Genomic DNA, 16537 nt, shown 5'->3' with positions numbered 1-16537 from the left:
CGCAGAATGACGACCTTCCTCATCAGAACGGCCATCGGCGTGATCGTGGGAATCGGCCTCGGCGCCGTGCTGGGCAAGGTGCTGTTCGGCGATCCGGCGCTCGGCATAGGGCTCGGGGTGACCGCCGGCGCCGCGGTCGGGCTCGTTCTCGCGATGGTCCTGCGGTGAGCCGGCGGACGGCCGGACATCAGTTCATCAGGTTGCGACCACTGTCGGCAAGTGTGGTCTCCATGAGGTGAGTCAGCCACTTCGAGGTAGGGATGTCGTGCGGACGGGTGCGAAATTCCCCGACCGCCCTCTCGAGCGTCTTCTCGACCAGGCGGTCGGCGGCCAGGGCGTCGCCCAGCATCAGCCTCGCCGAGAGCCGCAACTTCGGCAGAACGACGATCATGTCCTGCCGCGAAACCGAAAACGGATCCCGTGCCCTGCCGTCCAGTTCGTTGACCAGCACGTCGACGACGCTGTGCCAGCTGACGGGTTTCGGAAGACTGCCGACGAAGCGGAAACGTTCGGGCACCGACGCGGCATCCATCCCGCTGAAGAAGACGAAGGGCACGCGGCGCAGGAAGAGTTCGTCGGCGATCGGGAAGACGGTACCGTCCTTCAGGTTGATGTCGAGGACGGCGGCGTCCGCCTGGTCGAGATGCGCCCGCGCTGCGGCCACGCCGGGCGCGGGGCCGAGCACCGTCGCGCCCACGCTCGCGAAGAATTGTGCGAGATCGTCCGCCAGCAAGAATTCATCCTCCACGATGAGGATCCGCATGCCCGCAAGGGTGGAAAGCTTGTCATCCATGGACAGTCAATGGCCCCGCCGGACGGAAGTTCCGGCCCGTGCCGCAGCAAGAACCGCGAACGCAGCCGCCGGGGAGGGCTTTTCCTGATTCGGAATGCGTGCGTGACGGGCAGGCTTAATTTTTGGTAACAACTTGAATGCATGATGAAGCCATGATTGAGTTTGCCGGGGTAGCCGGCCGGGTTCGGTCGCGCGGGGCGGCACGACCAGTGAGAGTGAAGAGTCGCGTTGAACCGTAGCCAGAATCCCAGGGGCCACGCCGTGCGGGTGGCGATGATGATTGCGGCGCTGTCGGTGACGGGCGCCCAACCTGCGCATTCCTTCGAGCTGTTCGGCATCAAGCTGTTCGGCCGCGACAAGGAGGCGGACGCCGCCGACGTGATCGGCGAGCCGCAGCCCTACACCATCGATTTCCAGGTGACGGGCGACGACCTGGAGGACCAGCTCAAGGGTGCCTCCAGCCTGTGGTCCGATCGCGACGAGCCTGCCTCGGGCGCCGCCGGCCTGATCGCCAAGGCGCGGCAGGACTACCGGCGGATGCTCGCGGCGCTCTACGCGGACGGTCGCTATGGCGGCTCGATCAGCATCCTGATCGACGGGCGCGAGGCGGCGGACCTGCCGCCCGATACCGAACTGCCCGACCCGGCCCGCGTGGACGTGGTCGTGGTGCCGGGGCCGGTGTTCCTGTTCGGAAAGGCGCTCATCACCAATGAGGCGCCGCCTGCCGTCGACCGGCGCGATCAGGTCGAACGGCCGGCCGCCAGGGGATTCGCAACCGGCGAAGTGGCGCGGTCGGGGACGATCCTCACCGCCGAGCGGCTCGCGGTCGAAGCCTGGCGCCAGCAGGGGCATGCCAAGGCGAGCATCGCGGAGCGGCGGGTCGAAGCCCGGCACACGCAGGACGTCGTGGACGCGACGCTTGCCGTGGAACCGGGGCGGCGTGCCGTCTACGGGTTCACCAAAGCCGAGGGCACGGAGCGCATGGATCCGGGCTTCGTGGCCTGGATGGCGGGGCTCGAGCCCGGCGCGGAATTCGACCCGGACGACATCGAGCGGGCCCGCAAGAGGCTGGCGCGCCTCGACGTGTTCCGCTCGCTGCGTCTCGTCGAGGCCGACGAGATCGGGCCGGACGGCGTGCTGCCGATCACGGTCGTCGTGCAGGAGCGCGCCCTGCGACGGATCGGTGTCGGCGGCACCTATTCGACGATCGACGGCCTCGGCCTGGAAGCCTACTGGCTGCACCGCAACCTGTTCGGACATGCCGAAAGGTTGCGCATCGAGGGCAAGGTCGGCGGCATCAACGGCGTGGATCCCAAAGACTTCACCTATCGTCTCGGCGCCACCTTCACACGGCCTGGCGTGTTCACCCCAGACACCGACTTCGTTGCGTCCCTGTTCGGCGACCGCGAGGTGCTGGAACCCTACACGCGTACCGGCGTGACCGGACAGGCGGGTTTCACCCACGTCGTCACCGACCGCATCTCCGGCCGCGTCTTCGCAAATGCCCGCCATGCCGAGTTCGAGGACAACGTCTTCGGCAAGCGTACCTTCTCGAGCCTGGGCGTGCTGGGAGGCCTCGTCTACGACAGCCGCGACGATGCTGCCAACGCGACGGAGGGATATTATGCCGAGGTGACCGCGGAGCCCTTCTTCGAGTTCCAGTACGGCAATCCAGCCGCGGCATTCACGGCGGAAGGCCGCGCCTATTACGGTTTCGGCGAGAAAAACAGGATCGTCGCGGCCGGACGGATCAAGGTCGGGAGTCTCGTCGGCCCCCCGATCGCGGAAACCGCGCCGGACAAGCTGTTCTTCGCCGGTGGCGGCGGATCCGTGCGGGGCTATGCCTATCGCAACATCGGAGTGCCGGTCGGCAACAACGTCATCGGAGGCCGGTCGCTGGTCGAGGCTTCGGCCGAACTGCGCGTCGCCGTCACCGACACGATCGGGCTCGTCGGCTTCGTCGACGCCGGCTATGTCGGGGCGGATTCCATCCCCGACTTCTCGGCGCCGTTCCGCATCGGCACGGGCGTGGGGCTGCGCTATCTCACCGGCCTCGGACCGATCCGGCTGGACGTCGGCTTCCCCCTCGATCCGGGGCCGGGCGATCCCAGCGCCGCCTTCTACGTCGGAATAGGACAGGCATTTTGACCCGCTTCGTCGCAGCCCTCCTTTCGCTGTTGCTGGCGTTCCCCGTTCTGGCGCAGGACACGCCGGACGAAGAGCGCGGCTTCTTCATCGACTTCGTCGAGAACCAGCTGTCCTCGCCGAACCGGCAGATCAGGATCGACGGCATTCAGGGCATCCTGTCGTCGGAGGCGACGATCGCTTCCATCACCATCGCCGACCGCGAGGGCGTATGGCTCAGAATCTCCAATGCCGGAATCGACTGGAACCGATCCGCGCTGCTGCGCGGGCGGCTGGACATCGAGACACTGCGCGCCGATTCCATCGAGGTGCTGCGCCAGCCGGTGCCGGAAGAAGGCCTGCCGTCGCCGGAGGCGACGCCTTTCCAGCTGCCCGACCTGCCACTCGCCATCAGCCTGCGCAACCTCGAGATCGCGCGGCTGCGATTCGGCCAGGACGTCTTCGGGCTGGCTTCGGAACTGAGCGCGACCGGCAACTTCGAACTTGCCGACGGGTCGCTGCAGACCGCCCTGGAGATGCAGCGCCTCGACGGGCCGGGCGGAAGCCTGTCGCTCACGGCAAGCTATGCCAACGAGACGGAGGTGCTGGACGTGCGGCTCGGGCTGAGTGAGCCGGCCAACGGTATCGTGGCGAACCTGCTCAACATCGAGGGGCGCCCGCCGGTGGAACTCGCCCTTTCCGGGTCCGGCCCGATCGGCGACCTGGCGCTGGAACTGGCGCTCGACGCCGACGGTTCCCGCGTCCTGACCGGCACGACCCGGCTCGACCGCACAGACCTCGGCCTCGCCTTTTCGGCCGACCTGCGCGGTCCGATCTCGCGACTGGTGGCACCCGCATTCCGCGCCTTCTTCGGGGAGGAGACGGCGCTGACCGTCAACGGCACCGTCCGGGATGCGGGCGGCGTCGCGATCGACCGTCTGACCGTCGACAGCGCAGCGGTCGATGTCGAGGCGACGGCACAGACGGGAGCCGACGGTTTCCTGCGGTCGCTCAAGCTCGATGCAAAGGTGGGAACGGGTGACGGACAGCCCGTCGTCCTGCCGGTGCCGGGCGGGACGACGACGCTCCGCAGCGGCGTGGTCAACCTCGCATTCGGCGACACGCCGGACGGCCGCTGGTCGGGGACGTTGTCGATCGACGATCTGAACAGTCCGCAATTCGCCATCGACACCGTAGCGCTGGATCTCGGCGGTCTCGTCTCCAACCTGGACGACCCGACGAACCGGCGTATCACCTTCGACGTGACCGGGCAGGCGGACGGTATCGAGGCGGCGCGCGAGGACATCGCGGATGCGTTGGGCAGCAGGATCGCGCTTGCGATCAGCGGCGCATGGAGCGCCGGGCAGCCGGTGCGGATCGAGCGGGCTTCGGTCGACGGCCGTGCTCTCGCCCTGTCTGCCACCGGAATGTTCATCGATGGCGCCTTCAACGGCGACCTCGGGATCGAAGCCTCCAGCATCGCCCCCTTTTCCGGCCTCGCCGGCCGGGACCTCGGCGGCGGCGCCCGGCTGACGGCGCGCGGCGAGGTGCGCCCGGCGTCGGGGGCCTTCGACCTGACGCTCGACGGACAGGCGACCGAACTTAGGATCGACGACGCGACCGCCGACAATCTGCTGTCGGGTACGACCACCATCTCGGGCCGCGTCGCCCGTGGCGAGGCCGGTCTCGTCGCCGACGCCTTCCGGCTCGAGAACCCGCAGGCGACCCTGACCGCCGACGGCCGGATCGCCACCGGCAGCGCGGATTTCCGCTTCGATCTTGCGGTTACCGAACTCTCCGAGATCCACGAGGAGCTGGGCGGCCGCCTCACCGCGTCGGGCACGGCGCAAGGCGCCGACGGCGTGATAGCGCTCGCCTTCGCGGCGCGCGTCCCCGTGGGCACCCTCTCCGACCGGGCGCTGCGGGACGCCGCGATCGTCTTCGACGGCACGCTCAGCGAAGGCGCGCTCGCCGGCAACGTCACCGGCGATGCCTTCCTCGACGGCACGCGTGTCAGCCTGCGGTCGCGGGTCGCTTCGGCGAATGGCGAGCGGAGCCTGGGCGATCTCCGTTTCGAGACGGCCGGCGCGATGCTGACCGGCAACGTCATGCAGACGGAAGCGGGACTGTTTTCGGGCGCGCTCGAACTGGACGCGCCGAACGTGTCGACCGCGGCGGCTCTGGCACTCGCCGAGGCGAGCGGCGCGATCCGGGCCAGCATCGATCTGGCGATCGTCGATGGGCGCCAGGCCGCGACAGTCGATGCGCGGGTCGACGGTCTCGTCTACGAAGACACCCGCATCGGCGCTGCGACGGCACAGGCGCAGGTGGCAGACCTGTTCGGCGTTCCCGCCGTGCAGGGGCGGATCGACGCGCGCGACGTGACGGCGGCGGGAGTGGATATCGCGACCGTCACCGCCAATGCGCAGCGCGATGGTGACTCCACCGGCTTTTCCGCGCAGGCGCGGCTCGACAATGGCACCACGATCGATACGACCGGCGCGCTCGCGCCGGAGGGTGGAGGGTTCCGGCTGACGCTTGAACAGGCGAACCTCGCCTGGCGGGATCTCACCGCGCGGCTGTCACAGACGGCATCGCTGCGCGTCGTGGGCCAGGACCTGACCGTCGATTCCTTCGCCATGAACGTCGGAGGCGGTACGATCAGCGCTACGGGCACGGTGGCGGAGCGCATCGACATCTCGGCGCGCCTGGAACAGGTGCCGCTGTCGATCGCCAACGCGATCCGGCCGGACCTCGGGCTCGGCGGAACGATCGACGGCACCGCGGTCGTGGGCGGCTCACGTTCGGCGCCGAACGTCCGCTTCGACGTAGCCGGGCGCCGGCTGACCGCCACAGCCCTGCGCGAGGCGGGCCTGACGACGCTTTCGATCGACGCGCGGGGTACGACCAGCGGCAACAGGCTCGAGGTCGACGCCTCGGTTTCGGGTCCCGAGGGATTCCGCGCCCAGGCGAGCGGCGGCGTTCCGCTCGGCGACGGATCACTTGCGCTCGACGTCGCGCTGCAGAGCTTCCCGCTGGCCACCCTGAACCCGATGCTGCCAGGGCAGTCGTTGTCGGGGATCGTCACGGGCAATGCGACGGTCACCGGTCCGCTGGCCGATCCGGCCGCGCGTTTCGACCTGACGGGAAGCAATCTCGCGTCGACGCAACTGGTGGACCTGGGCGTCGCGCCACTGGGGCTCACGGCTTCCGGTCGCTACGGAAATGGAACGATCACGCTTTCCTCGGCGGCGGCCAGCGGTCCGCGCGGGCTGTCGGTGACGGCGAGCGGCACCGTGCCGCTGTCGGGTCTCGGACTGGCGGTCTCGGCCAACGGGCAGGTCCCGCTCGAACTCGCCAACCGGTTCCTGATCGACCGGGGAACGCAGGTGAGCGGGACGCTGGTGCTCGACATCCGCGTCGCCGGCAGCCTGTCGGATCCGGTCGTCACCGGCGCCATCACGACGACCGGAGCATCCGCCATCGACCCGGAAGCCAACGTGCGGCTGAACGACATCGCGCTGTCGGCAAGGCTCGACGCGCAGTCGGTGACCATCACGCAGCTCGCCGCCTCGGTGGCCGGCGGCGGGCGCGTGGTGGCCAGCGGCACGATCTCGCTCGCCGACGGCTTCCCTGCCGATCTCACGCTCCAGCTGCTGGATGCGCGCTACACAGACGGCGAGCTCGTGGTTGCGACGGTGGATGCGTCCCTCTCGGTTTTCGGCGCACTGGCGCGCGATCCGCTGATTTCGGGCCAGGTCTCGGTCGAGCGGGCGGAGATCTCGATTGCAGGCGACATCGGCGGCGGGCCGACCTCGATCGACGTCATCCACGTCAATCCGCCGCCCGCGGTGCGCGCCACGCTGGAGCGCGCACGCGCCAACGACGGCACGCCGATGCCTTCGGCGAGGCCGAGCGTCGCGCGGCTGGACGTGACGGTGAGCGCGCCGAACCAGATCTTCGTGCGCGGGCGGGGCCTCGATGCCGAACTCGGCGGACAGGTGCGGCTCACCGGCCCGGTCACCGACATCCAGCCGGTCGGCGGCTTCAACCTGATCCGCGGCCGGCTCTCGATTCTCGGACAGCGGATCACGTTCGACGAGGGCAGCGTGTCGCTGGTCGGGGATCTCGATCCGTTCATCGACTTCGTGGCGCGCAGCACGAGCGGCGACATCACGGTCTTCGTCACGGTGCGCGGCCGGGTGTCGGACCCGCAGGTCTCGTTCTCGTCGCAGCCGGAACTCCCACAGGACGAGGTGCTGGCGCGGCTGATCTTCAACCGCTCCATCTCGGAACTGTCCGCCCTGCAGATCGCCCAGCTCGCAGCGGCGGCAGCGGAACTCGCCGGAGGGTCGAACACGTCGCTTGTCGGCAGCCTGCGCGATGCGACGGGCCTCGACGACCTCGACATCATCACCGACAGCGAGGGCAACACGGCGGTGCGCGCTGGGCGGTACATCCGCGACAACGTCTATCTCGGCGTGGAAGCCGGAGCGGCCGGATCGACCCGCGGCACGATCAACCTCGACATCACGGAGGACCTGAAGGCCCGCGGTTCGGTGGGGTCGGATGGCGATTCGAGCCTCGGGCTCTTCTACGAGCGGGACTACTGACGCGTCCCCCGAAGCACGGCCTCCGGCACATGGCGGAAGGCCGGTCGATGCTGCGCCAATGCGTCTCCATGCGACCGCGCCGCAACTTCTCGCCTGCGGAGGCCGCTTCCGCAGGAGCGACCGGAACCGGGGGCCGGTCGCCGGCATTCTCCCGCGATCAGGAGAACCACATGATCGACGACAGCAATCCGAAAGTCGCGGACGAGTCCAACACCCGCAAGGATCCGGACGACTGGGTCAGCGGCGACGAGCCCATGACGGGCGCGCAGCGCTCATACCTCAAGACATTGTCGGAACAGGCACACGATCCCGAGAGCTACGAGGAGGGGCTGACAAAGGCCGAAGCCTCCCGACGGATCGACGCGCTGAAGGACAAACTCAGGCTCTGACAGGGAGCGGAACGCCTTCCTTCCGGATGATCGAGCGCGCCATCGGGTATCGCCGCGGACGCGCTGATCCGGGACGAGCTTCTCGATCCGGCGTGATGCGAGGCCGGTGTGCCCTCGCGTCAGAGGCAGGACGGGGCCGGCGGCGGCGTCGAGGACGGGAGGAGCGCGCCGCCGGCCCCTGGCGCCGTGGGAGGAACGAGCGCCCTTCCACAACCCGCCGCGGGGCGAAAGGTTCGCCGATCTCCTAACATTTGTTAATCGGAGCTTCCTGCAGCAGGGAAAGAACGGCGGCAGCCGCCGCAGTCACGAAACACCGGCCACGCCGAGCACCACCGCAGGGACGGCGAACCCCGCCTGACCGCCGAGGAAGAAGGCCCTGCGCGGCGGGGTGCGCGGGATGGTGCCGCCCTGCCCGACCTTCCGGCCGCTGAACACGCACTGCCGTTCGTGGCGATGGTCGGCACTCCGACTTCCCGTGTTCACCGGCGGGAAGGACGGCGCGCTATTGGCGGATGACGCCGCACGCGATCCGGTCGCCGGACTCGCCGGAGGGCTGAGTGGTGTAGTCGTCGGGGCCGGAATGGACCACCACCGCCGAACCATCCTCGTCCATCAGCGGGTTCTCGCCGTCGCCCAGGGAGAGACGATCGGTGAAGAACTCGACCTTGACGACACCGTTCTCGGCAACGTGGATGTTGGGGAAGTCGCCAGGATGCGGACCGTCCTCGCTCTCGACTCCGTGGCTCGCATCGGCGGCATAGTGGCCACCGGCGGATGCGAATGAATCGGCAATCGCACAGTCTCCGGTCTCGTGGACATGGAAGCCGAGAGTGCCGGGCGGCAGATCCGTCAGTTCGACGATCACGCGCAGCATGCCGGAGCGCGTGCTCTGGAACGTGACGGTTCCCACCTCCCGTTCTTCGAGGTCGATCATGTTCGCGGAAGCGGAGACAGCCTGCGCGTGAGCCGCTGAAACGGCGCATCCACCGGCGAGGAGAAGGGCGAGAAGGGTCTTCGTCATCAGGGTACCTTTCCTTTCGTCAGCCTACGCAACGATGCAGGACGCCGATTGTTCAGGCAACCGCCCGACATTCCGGAACCTTCCCGAGGAGCCCCGACTTACAAAGAGACGTCCGCCGAGGAAGGAAATGCCATGTCCAGCCCCCGCTACTTCAAGCCCTCCATCCCGCCTGCCGGGACCCGCGGAACGGAACCGATCCCGATGCCGGGTCCGACGCCGCCGCCCGGCCCCCTGCCGCCCGACCCGGTACCACAGCCAGGCCCGTCGCCCATCCCGACCCGGCGCATGGCGGGCAGGGCAAGGCCGTGACGGGCACATTCGAACGTCCGGTCAGACTTTCCGGACCGGAGGGGCCCCTGGACGTGCGTTCGGCGCAGCAGGCCTTCGAGGTCCTGTCGCGCCCGGACTGGCCGGTGCGGGGGATCGAGCACGCGCAGGCCGTCGATGCGGCGCTGAAGGTGGTCGACGGACACCGGTCGGCCGTCGATGCGCGCGACGCACTCGTCCGCGCTGCACGCGAAGCGGGGACGCTCGTGGAGAATTGAAGTCAGATTGCGGCCCCCCCCGCACACAAGGCCGGGCGAACGGCCGTCGGCTTCGCCTCCCTTGCCCCAGTTCCGGAACATGATCCCCGCGGAGCCGTTAAGTCGCATGCGCAACAGGAGCCCGAAGATGATCCGCCTTGGAAACTTTGTCGCGGGCGGCTTTGCAGTCGCTTTCCTTGCTGCCGTCACTCCCGTGTCGGGCCAACAGACGCAGACACCCGAGGCGCCCGCGGTTGCGCCAGGGCTCGAGGCAGAGGCCGAACCGTGTGCGATCGATCCCGACGCCAAAGCGGCCCAGTCTCCCGGAGGGGAGGAGCGGGACGAGGACGGCGCAGCGGATTCGTCGCTCTCGGCCACGCTCGACCGCTGTGGCGGCGTCCTGAAGCCGCCTGCGGTCGGCGATCCGGATATGGTGGAGCCGGCGCCGGACGCGGGCGTGACGCCCATCATTCCGCCGTCCGCGGTGCCGGAGGACGAATGACCGAGCGGTCTCGGGGCACCCTTTCGTGAACCGGCTCAGGATCGTCACCTACAACGTCCATCGTTGTCTCGGCGTCGACGGCAGGCTTTCGCCCGCGCGCATCGCGGAAGTGATCGCGGAGACGCGGGCCGATGTCGTGGCACTGCAGGAGCTGGACGTCCGTCGCCCGCGCAGCGGCGGAATAGATCAGGCCGAGGCGATCGCGCTCGAACTCGGCATGGGCAACGTCCACTTTCATCCGGCGCTGAAGATCATGGAGGAGGAGTACGGCGACGCCATCATCACCGCACTACCCTCTCGTGTCATCCAGGCCGGGGCGCTGCCAGGGCTCGAGCGCAAGCCGCGCATAGAGCCGCGCGGCGCGATCTGGGCCCGGATCGAGCTGGAGGGCGGCCCCATCGACATCATCAACACGCATTTCGGCCTCCGCCGCTGGGAGCGGCGCGCGCAGGCGCGCTGCCTGCTGGGTCGGGAGTGGCTCGGCCGTGCGGACCCGGACGTGCCGATGGTGCTGGCAGGGGACTTCAATTCGTTTCCGCACGGCTCGGTCTGCGGCATGATCCGAAAGCACCTGCGCGATGCGCACCAGATCGGCTCGCCGAAGCGCCGGCGACCGCGCCGCACCTACCCGTCCGGGTTCCCCGTCTTCCGGATCGACCACATCTTCGTCAGCCGTCATTTCTCCGTCAAATCGGCCGATACCCATCGCAGCGTGCTGAGCCGCGCCGCATCCGATCACCTGCCGCTCGTCGCCGACCTGATCATCGAAGGACGGAACGATCCTCCCTTCATGGAATCCCACCTCGTTCCGGATCATCCGGCGCGGCAGGGCGTCGACACGGCTCCAACGAAGGCCTGCCCGTGACCGATACCGCCGCGCCGCCGCTTGCAGAGACATCCGGGAACGACCGAAAGGACGCGCGCCCGGGCGCCCGGCAACCGCTCGGGCTGTCCTGGTCGACCTGGATCACGATCGCTGCCGTCATCCTCGCCGCCTATCTGCTGTACCGAACCCTTTCCGGCTACAGCTACGCGGAGATCGTCGCGTCGGTGACCAGCATCCCCGGTGCACGGCTTGCAGGGGCAGTCGGCTTCATGGCCGCGAGCTACCTGACGCTGACGATGTTCGACCATCTGGGGCTGCGCTATGCGGGGCACCGTCTTCCGTGGCGCAAGGCGGCACTGGCTTCCTTCACGGCGCTGTCGCTCGGCCACTCGATCGGCTTCGCCGGCATCTCCAGCGGCGCGATCCGGTACCGCTTCTATGCGCGGTGGGGACTGAGCGTCGAGGACGTCGCCAAGGTCGTGCTGTTTTCCGGGCTGACGGTGTCGCTCGGCCTGATGACGCTCGGCGGCGTCGCCCTCCTGGCCCGGCCCGACGGCGCGGCGCAGCTGACCGGGCTCGATTCCGGCCTGATCCTGGCCGCCGGAGCGGGGCTGCTTCTGCTCGTCGCCGGCTATGTCCTGGCCGCAGCCTTCGTCACGCGCACCATCACGATACGCAGATGGGCGTTCCGCCTGCCGGGACTGCGGCTTGCCCTTTCCCAGGTCTGCGTCGGCGCGCTGAACTTCGCGCTCGTGGCCGCCTGCCTGCACCAGGCCGTCGCCGGCTTTGCGGATGTCGCCTACGTGACGGTGGCGACCGCCTACGTCACCGCCAACACGGCCGCACTGCTGGCGCATGTTCCAGGCGGGCTGGGTGTGATCGAGGCCACAGTGCTGCACATGATCCCGGGAGCGGGTCTCATCGGCGCGGTGCTGATCTTCCGTTTCGTCTATTTCCTGCTGCCGCTGCCGATCGGTGCGGCGAGCCTGATCGCGTGCGAGTTCATCGTGCGCAGACGGTGAGAACGGATGAAACGGGAGAAAAGGGGTCGCAAGCCGGTCATGCCTGCGCCCCTGTCACCGGGTCTCAGCGACCGAGCTTGCGCCTGCGCCAGAAACGATCCCAAAGCCGCAGGATGCGATAGGGACGTGACGGATCGAGCAGGCGAGTGCCGGGCACCGGATGCGAAGGCCCCTCGTCGGACATCGCCTCGAAGGGCAAGAGCCGGCACTTGCCGCCGCCGAGCGCCTCGATCGCCGCGACCAGCGAGCCGCGCCGCTCCATCTCCAGAGCAAAACGTTCGGCCGTCACGCCGATGTGTTCGGCGACGAGGCGGTCGCGCAGACGCGTTACCGCGCGCGCCTGGGCACCGTTCTTCGCCTCGATCGCCACGTCGCATTCGGTGTCGAGGCCGATCGAGCGATTGTTGAGATTCGACGAGCCGATCCGCATGAAGCGATCGTCGATGACCACCACCTTCGAATGGACGAAGACCTGGGTCGTCTCTCCGCCATCGGCAATGGCGGGATAGAGGATGCGCAGCCGCCCGTACCGGTCAGCCTGGCGCAGGCGGCGGATCAGGCGGTCCCGGTTGGTGCCCATCACCCATTTCTCGATGATGCCGTGGCACTCATGCGCCATGACCACCACGATTTCCGGCCCGTCCAGGGCGCGCAGCCGCTTCTCAATGACGTCGCCGAGGAGCGAAGACGTCATGTACTGGGCCTCGATGTAGATGGTGTCACGGGCGCTTTCGATCGCGTCGATGGTCAGGTCGACTGCCTCGTGAACCGGTTCGGTATCGAGATACTCCGGAAGCGTGCGGGCGACCGCCACGTCGACGTCGACGAAGTCGGGGACCAGACCTTCCGGCCAGTAGTCGTGACTGCAGTCGCAGTCGAGCGGCGCACCGCCGCCGGTGGCATTGCGCCAGCGATCCTTCGCGACCTCGGCCAGCACGCATGCGGCATCGCCGTCGACCAGCATCTGCACGTCATGGACGGCAGGGTAGGCCTTGCCGTCCGGATCGATCCGCAGCGGATCATGCACCCGATGCGGCGTGCGGTCCCAGCGGCCGACCGTCAGATCCATGCCGCCCGAGAAGGCGAGACAGTCGTCTATCGTGACGATCTTCTGGTGATGGGCCGCATAGATCGGATGATAGGTGTCGAGCTTGACCTTTATGCGGGCGTGCTCCTGCCACGCCGCCCCGAACAGCATCTCCTTCGTCGAGCCCGGCGTGTGGACGATCGACTCGCTCCAGACGAGGATGTTCACCTCGAGTTCGGGATTGGCTTCGACCTGGGCGCGCAGCAGCTGCCCGAGCGGCGGCGATTCGCGCTCGTCCGCGTCCGGACGCAGCCGGATGCGGCCGTCGAAATCCCAGCCGAGAATGACGATGGAGCGGGTGGCGGTCCGGATCGCCTTCTCCAGGGCCGCGAAATAGTCGGCGCCATCGACGAGAACGGAGGCACGCTTCGCCCTTGCCAGCTTCCAGCAGTTTCGCCCGGGACGCAGGATAGGGCCGCCGCGAGGACGTATGCCGCCGCGGTCGCGCGCAGCCTCCTCCACGACCGACAGCCCACCGGGAATGACGCGCAGACTGGCCTGGTCGGCTCGGGACATGCTGAACCCTCCTGAAAACACTGTCTAAACGCCGCCGATCCACGGCAGTTCCCATTCCCGGTTGGCAGCGACGAACCTTTCGCGCGGCCATTCGTTCTGGGCAGTCGCGTGGCGAACCGGTTCGCGGTGCCACGCCAGAGGAAAAGGAGATTGGACGATGCCAGCGACATCGAAGGCTCAGCAGAAGGCGGCCGGCGCCGCGCTTTCGGCCAAACGCGGGGAGACGAAGAAGAGCGACCTGAAGGGTGCCTCCAAGAGCATGGAGAAGTCGATGTCCGAGAAGGAACTGTCGGACATGGCTTCCACCAGGCGCGAGGGCAAGCCGGAACACAAGTCGGACGCCTGAGCGGCCGGACGACCGGACCACACTCACGAGACGACGAGGACATGCAATGGATACGAGACGGGTCGAACCCTTCCGCGGAAAAGTCAACGTGATGTTCCGGGATGCCATGGTGGCGTCGACGGACGCCGCGCTGAAGGTCAGCGAAGCCGGACGGCGGGACATCTACTTCATCCCGCTTCGGCACATCTATCTCGAGTTTCTGCACGAGCATCCGGACGAAGGCGAGGATGGCAGCCATCGGACGCGGTACTGGCGGGTGAGCGCGGTCGGCGAGGCCGCCGACAGGGCGATGTGGGCGTACGACGCGCCACCCGTGGAACTCGGCGAATTGCGCGGTCATGCGGCCTTCGACCCGGAGATCGTGACCGTGGAGGCCATGGAGACCCCCGATCCCGAGCACAAGGTGCACTGGCCCGCGTGAGGGCCCGACGTCCGGGGTCGACGGCACGCGGCCGCGCCCGCCGTCGCCCGCGGCGACGGCCGCGGTCCGTTACTTCTGATGATGAAGGCGAAGCCAGCGAAGGACCAGGGATTCGTCGTCGTCGAGCCCCTGCAGAGGCTTGCGGCTCCGGCGGCGGATCCGGGCGAGCTCTTCGCCGATTGCGCCCTGCTCCCACGTCTCCATGACCAGGGGATGGATGTAGCAGCGGCGGCACACCGCACGCGTGTTGTGCAGCCGGCCGGCCACCTGATCGACCACCTCGTTGGTGACCCGGGCGAACTCTCGCTTCGTCTGGGGTGGTTCGGTCCCGGCAAACCGCACCGCCGCAGCTGTTGTCGCAGCCCATGTGCGGAAGTGCTTCGAGGTGAACTGCGGACCGGCGGTCTCGCGCAGATAGGCGTTGACGTCGTGCGAATGGACCGGCCGGCGTTCTCCGTCCGCGTCCAGATACTGGAAGAGGTGCTGGCCCGGCAATTCCTCGATGGTGCCGACGATCCGGGCGATGCGGCGATCGGACAGCTTGAGCTTCCACTCCTGGCCGGACTTGCCGATGAAGGAGAAACGGATCTGCTGGCCCTCGATCCTGACGTGCCGATGGCGGAGCGTGGTCAGCCCGAAACTCTCGTTCTGGCGCGTGTAGACGTCGTTGCCGATGCGGATGAGCGTGCGGTCGAGAAGCCAGACGACGGAGGCAAGCACCCTCTCGCGCGGCACGCCGGGTCGGCGCAGGTCATGGTCGATACGGTCGCGGATCTTCGGCAGGACAGAGGCGAAGGCGACCAGCGAGGAGAACTTTGCCTCGTCGCGGCAGGCGGTCCAGCCCGGATGATAGCGATACTGCTTGCGCCCCTTCTGGTCGCGGCCCGTGGCCTGGATGTGGCCATCGGGATCGGGCGAAATCCAAACGTCGGTCCAGGCCGGCGGGATCGCCAGCGTGCGGATGCGCTCGCGGGCCGCGGCATCCTCGAGCTTGCCGCCGCCCGGCTCGAAATAGGCGAATCCCTTTCCGGCGCGACGGCGGCGGATGCCCGGACCGGTGTCGGTGACATAGGCCAGATCGGCGCGCGCCGCCGACGTTTCCGCCGTAGCAGCCATGATGGGTGTCGCCCCGACGCCGCGCAGCTCAGTCGCCTCCGAAGGTGGGTTTGGCGGAAGAGGTGGCGCGGCGAGCGACCTGCGGGTGCCACCATGCGGCCAGGGAGGCTGCAACCATCCGCATCGATACTGCACGCTTCACCACGGCCACTCCCGGTTTGCCGGCGCACGTCTGCCGCGGCCGTTCGATCGTGATCCTCTAAATTCGCGCCGGGGCGGCTTGTTCCCCGGTTCGACACCGGATGCTACGGAATGATCCCGTCGGCAGAAGTCCGCCGCACGGCGCTGCCGAGGGCGGCCGAGGAGCAGATGACGATGGAGGGCCGGGAGTTGACACAGTTTCTGGACCGACCGGCGCAGGAGGTGGCCGCGGCGCTGATCGGCGCGATGCTGACCCATGACGGCGTCGGCGGAATGGTGGTGGAGACCGAAGCCTATGCCGCCGACGATCCGGCCTCGCACAGCTTCTCCGGTCCGACCGCACGCAACGCGGCGATGTTCGGCCCCGCCGGGCATGCATACGTCTATCGCTCCTACGGCATCCACTGGTGCTTCAACGTGGTCTGCGCACCCGGTTCGGCCGTGCTGGTGCGGGCACTCGAGCCGAAGGCCGGGCTCGCTGCGATGGTGCGGCGGCGGGGGCTCGAGGAGGTTCGGTCGCTCTGCTCCGGGCCCGGCAAGCTCTGCCAGGCGCTGGCGATCAGCCAGTCCCAGAACGGCATGCCGATCGGCCATGGGGCATTGCAGCTCGCGCCCGTTTCGCGGCGGCCGGATGTGGTCGCGGGACCGCGGATCGGCATCAGCAAGGCAGTCGACCTGCCCTGGCGGTTCGGCCTGTCCGGCTCGCGCTTCCTGTCGCGGCCTTTTCCGCGCGATCGGTAGCTTCCAAGCCCGACGGCACGCCGGCCGCGAGGTTCAGTCCGGGTCGGCGACGCCGGTGTCCGGACGATCGTCACCGTCTTCCTCTTCCTCGTGCCAGCGGCCCTGCGGGTCCTGATATTCGATATGCTCGTCAGAACCCGCCAGACGATGGCTGGCGGCGGCCTGCTCTGCCGCCGCGTGGGCCTCCCCGCGGGTCGCGAAAGTCTCCGAATAGACGTCGCCGACCCTGTAGGCCCAGGCTTCGTCGTGTTGCACCACTTCGTAGAGGAGGCGAGGCATGGCTGCTTTTCCCGATTTCGGTTCTTCCCGCAACACGGCGGGCATCCGAAAGGTTCCTGCGCGGGACGAGCTTGCG

At 68.2% G+C, this 16537-nt stretch carries 17 protein-coding genes; 11 read left to right on the top strand and 6 right to left on the bottom strand.

Annotated features, from left to right (window positions below; translation table 11 throughout):
- The first annotated feature begins 6 nt into the window (after window positions 1–6).
- Window positions 7–168, top strand: a complete 162-nt coding sequence (locus tag IAI54_RS23290) for a hypothetical protein (protein ID WP_187973406.1) — start codon at window positions 7–9, stop codon at window positions 166–168.
- 19 nt (window positions 169–187) lie between these two features.
- Here IAI54_RS23290 and IAI54_RS23285 read toward each other — a convergent pair whose 3' ends face one another.
- On the bottom strand, window positions 188–793 hold the full coding sequence (locus IAI54_RS23285; RefSeq protein ID WP_187969441.1) for a response regulator: 606 nt from the start codon (window positions 791–793) through the stop codon (window positions 188–190).
- Between the two features lie 273 nt (window positions 794–1066).
- On the opposite strand from IAI54_RS23285, the gene IAI54_RS23280 reads away from it, so the two are divergent.
- The 3 genes from IAI54_RS23280 to IAI54_RS23270 all read left to right on the top strand — a co-directional run bounded on the left by IAI54_RS23280 (window position 1067) and on the right by IAI54_RS23270 (window position 7919).
- Window positions 1067–2941: an autotransporter assembly complex protein TamA gene (locus tag IAI54_RS23280; RefSeq protein ID WP_187973323.1), complete on the top strand. Its 1875-nt coding sequence runs from the start codon at window positions 1067–1069 to the stop codon at window positions 2939–2941.
- Entirely contained in the window at window positions 2938–7530 is a 4593-nt protein-coding gene (locus tag IAI54_RS23275; RefSeq protein WP_187969440.1) for a translocation/assembly module TamB domain-containing protein, read from the top strand. The genes IAI54_RS23280 and IAI54_RS23275 overlap by 4 nt, the downstream gene beginning before the upstream one ends.
- A 170-nt stretch (window positions 7531–7700) precedes the next feature.
- Window positions 7701–7919 carry a DUF3072 domain-containing protein gene (locus IAI54_RS23270; RefSeq protein WP_187969439.1) on the top strand — a complete coding sequence of 73 codons (219 nt, stop codon included), beginning with the start codon at window positions 7701–7703 and terminating at the stop codon, window positions 7917–7919.
- A gap of 303 nt (window positions 7920–8222) precedes the next feature.
- Here the strand turns inward: IAI54_RS23270 and IAI54_RS29185 are convergent, their stop codons facing one another.
- Both IAI54_RS29185 and IAI54_RS23265 read right to left on the bottom strand, forming a co-directional pair.
- On the bottom strand, window positions 8223–8354 hold the full coding sequence (locus IAI54_RS29185; protein WP_275403590.1) for a hypothetical protein: 132 nt from the start codon (window positions 8352–8354) through the stop codon (window positions 8223–8225).
- Between the two features lie 67 nt (window positions 8355–8421).
- The gene (locus tag IAI54_RS23265) at window positions 8422–8940 is read right to left on the bottom strand and encodes a superoxide dismutase family protein (protein ID WP_187969438.1); all 519 of its coding nucleotides are present in this window, start codon (window positions 8938–8940) and stop codon (window positions 8422–8424) included.
- Window positions 8941–9302: 362 nt separating this feature from the next.
- On the opposite strand from IAI54_RS23265, the gene IAI54_RS23260 reads away from it, so the two are divergent.
- The 4 genes from IAI54_RS23260 (at window position 9303) to IAI54_RS23245 (ending at window position 11814) form a co-directional block, all read left to right on the top strand.
- Window positions 9303–9485 (top strand): DUF982 domain-containing protein, encoded by a 183-nt coding sequence (locus IAI54_RS23260; protein WP_235679157.1) that lies wholly within the window; start codon window positions 9303–9305, stop codon window positions 9483–9485.
- 127 nt (window positions 9486–9612) lie between these two features.
- On the top strand, window positions 9613–9966 hold the full coding sequence (locus IAI54_RS23255; RefSeq protein ID WP_187969436.1) for a hypothetical protein: 354 nt from the start codon (window positions 9613–9615) through the stop codon (window positions 9964–9966).
- Window positions 9967–9991: 25 nt separating this feature from the next.
- Window positions 9992–10831 (top strand): endonuclease/exonuclease/phosphatase family protein, encoded by an 840-nt coding sequence (locus tag IAI54_RS23250; RefSeq protein ID WP_187969435.1) that lies wholly within the window; start codon window positions 9992–9994, stop codon window positions 10829–10831.
- Window positions 10828–11814 carry a lysylphosphatidylglycerol synthase domain-containing protein gene (locus tag IAI54_RS23245; RefSeq protein WP_235679156.1) on the top strand — a complete coding sequence of 329 codons (987 nt, stop codon included), beginning with the start codon at window positions 10828–10830 and terminating at the stop codon, window positions 11812–11814. The genes IAI54_RS23250 and IAI54_RS23245 overlap by 4 nt, the downstream gene beginning before the upstream one ends.
- 64 nt (window positions 11815–11878) lie before the next feature.
- Here IAI54_RS23245 and IAI54_RS23240 read toward each other — a convergent pair whose 3' ends face one another.
- On the bottom strand, window positions 11879–13417 hold the full coding sequence (locus IAI54_RS23240) for a phospholipase D-like domain-containing protein (RefSeq protein ID WP_187969434.1): 1539 nt from the start codon (window positions 13415–13417) through the stop codon (window positions 11879–11881).
- A 157-nt stretch (window positions 13418–13574) separates the two neighbouring features.
- Between IAI54_RS23240 and IAI54_RS23235 the strand changes: the two genes are divergently transcribed.
- Window positions 13575–13763, top strand: a complete 189-nt coding sequence (locus tag IAI54_RS23235; protein ID WP_187969433.1) for a DUF3008 family protein — start codon at window positions 13575–13577, stop codon at window positions 13761–13763.
- Window positions 13764–13854: 91 nt separating this feature from the next.
- Complete coding sequence (locus IAI54_RS23230) at window positions 13855–14184, top strand: DUF427 domain-containing protein (protein ID WP_235679444.1); 330 nt, start codon at window positions 13855–13857, stop codon at window positions 14182–14184.
- 69 nt (window positions 14185–14253) lie between these two features.
- On the opposite strand, the gene IAI54_RS23225 is transcribed toward IAI54_RS23230, so the two are convergent.
- Complete coding sequence (locus IAI54_RS23225; RefSeq protein ID WP_187969431.1) at window positions 14254–15300, bottom strand: DNA topoisomerase IB; 1047 nt, start codon at window positions 15298–15300, stop codon at window positions 14254–14256.
- Between the two features lie 309 nt (window positions 15301–15609).
- On the opposite strand from IAI54_RS23225, the gene IAI54_RS23220 reads away from it, so the two are divergent.
- On the top strand, window positions 15610–16182 hold the full coding sequence (locus IAI54_RS23220) for a DNA-3-methyladenine glycosylase (protein ID WP_210321303.1): 573 nt from the start codon (window positions 15610–15612) through the stop codon (window positions 16180–16182).
- Window positions 16183–16215: 33 nt separating this feature from the next.
- Here IAI54_RS23220 and IAI54_RS23215 read toward each other — a convergent pair whose 3' ends face one another.
- On the bottom strand, window positions 16216–16461 hold the full coding sequence (locus IAI54_RS23215; protein ID WP_187973320.1) for a DUF2188 domain-containing protein: 246 nt from the start codon (window positions 16459–16461) through the stop codon (window positions 16216–16218).
- Window positions 16462–16537: the final 76 nt, after the last annotated feature.

It is taken from the genome of Aquibium microcysteis, assembly GCF_014495845.1.
GTDB lineage: Bacteria > Pseudomonadota > Alphaproteobacteria > Rhizobiales > Rhizobiaceae > Aquibium > Aquibium microcysteis.
The sequence above is the reverse complement of the archived record's forward strand: the minus strand, read 5'-3'. Positions and strand labels throughout refer to the sequence as shown.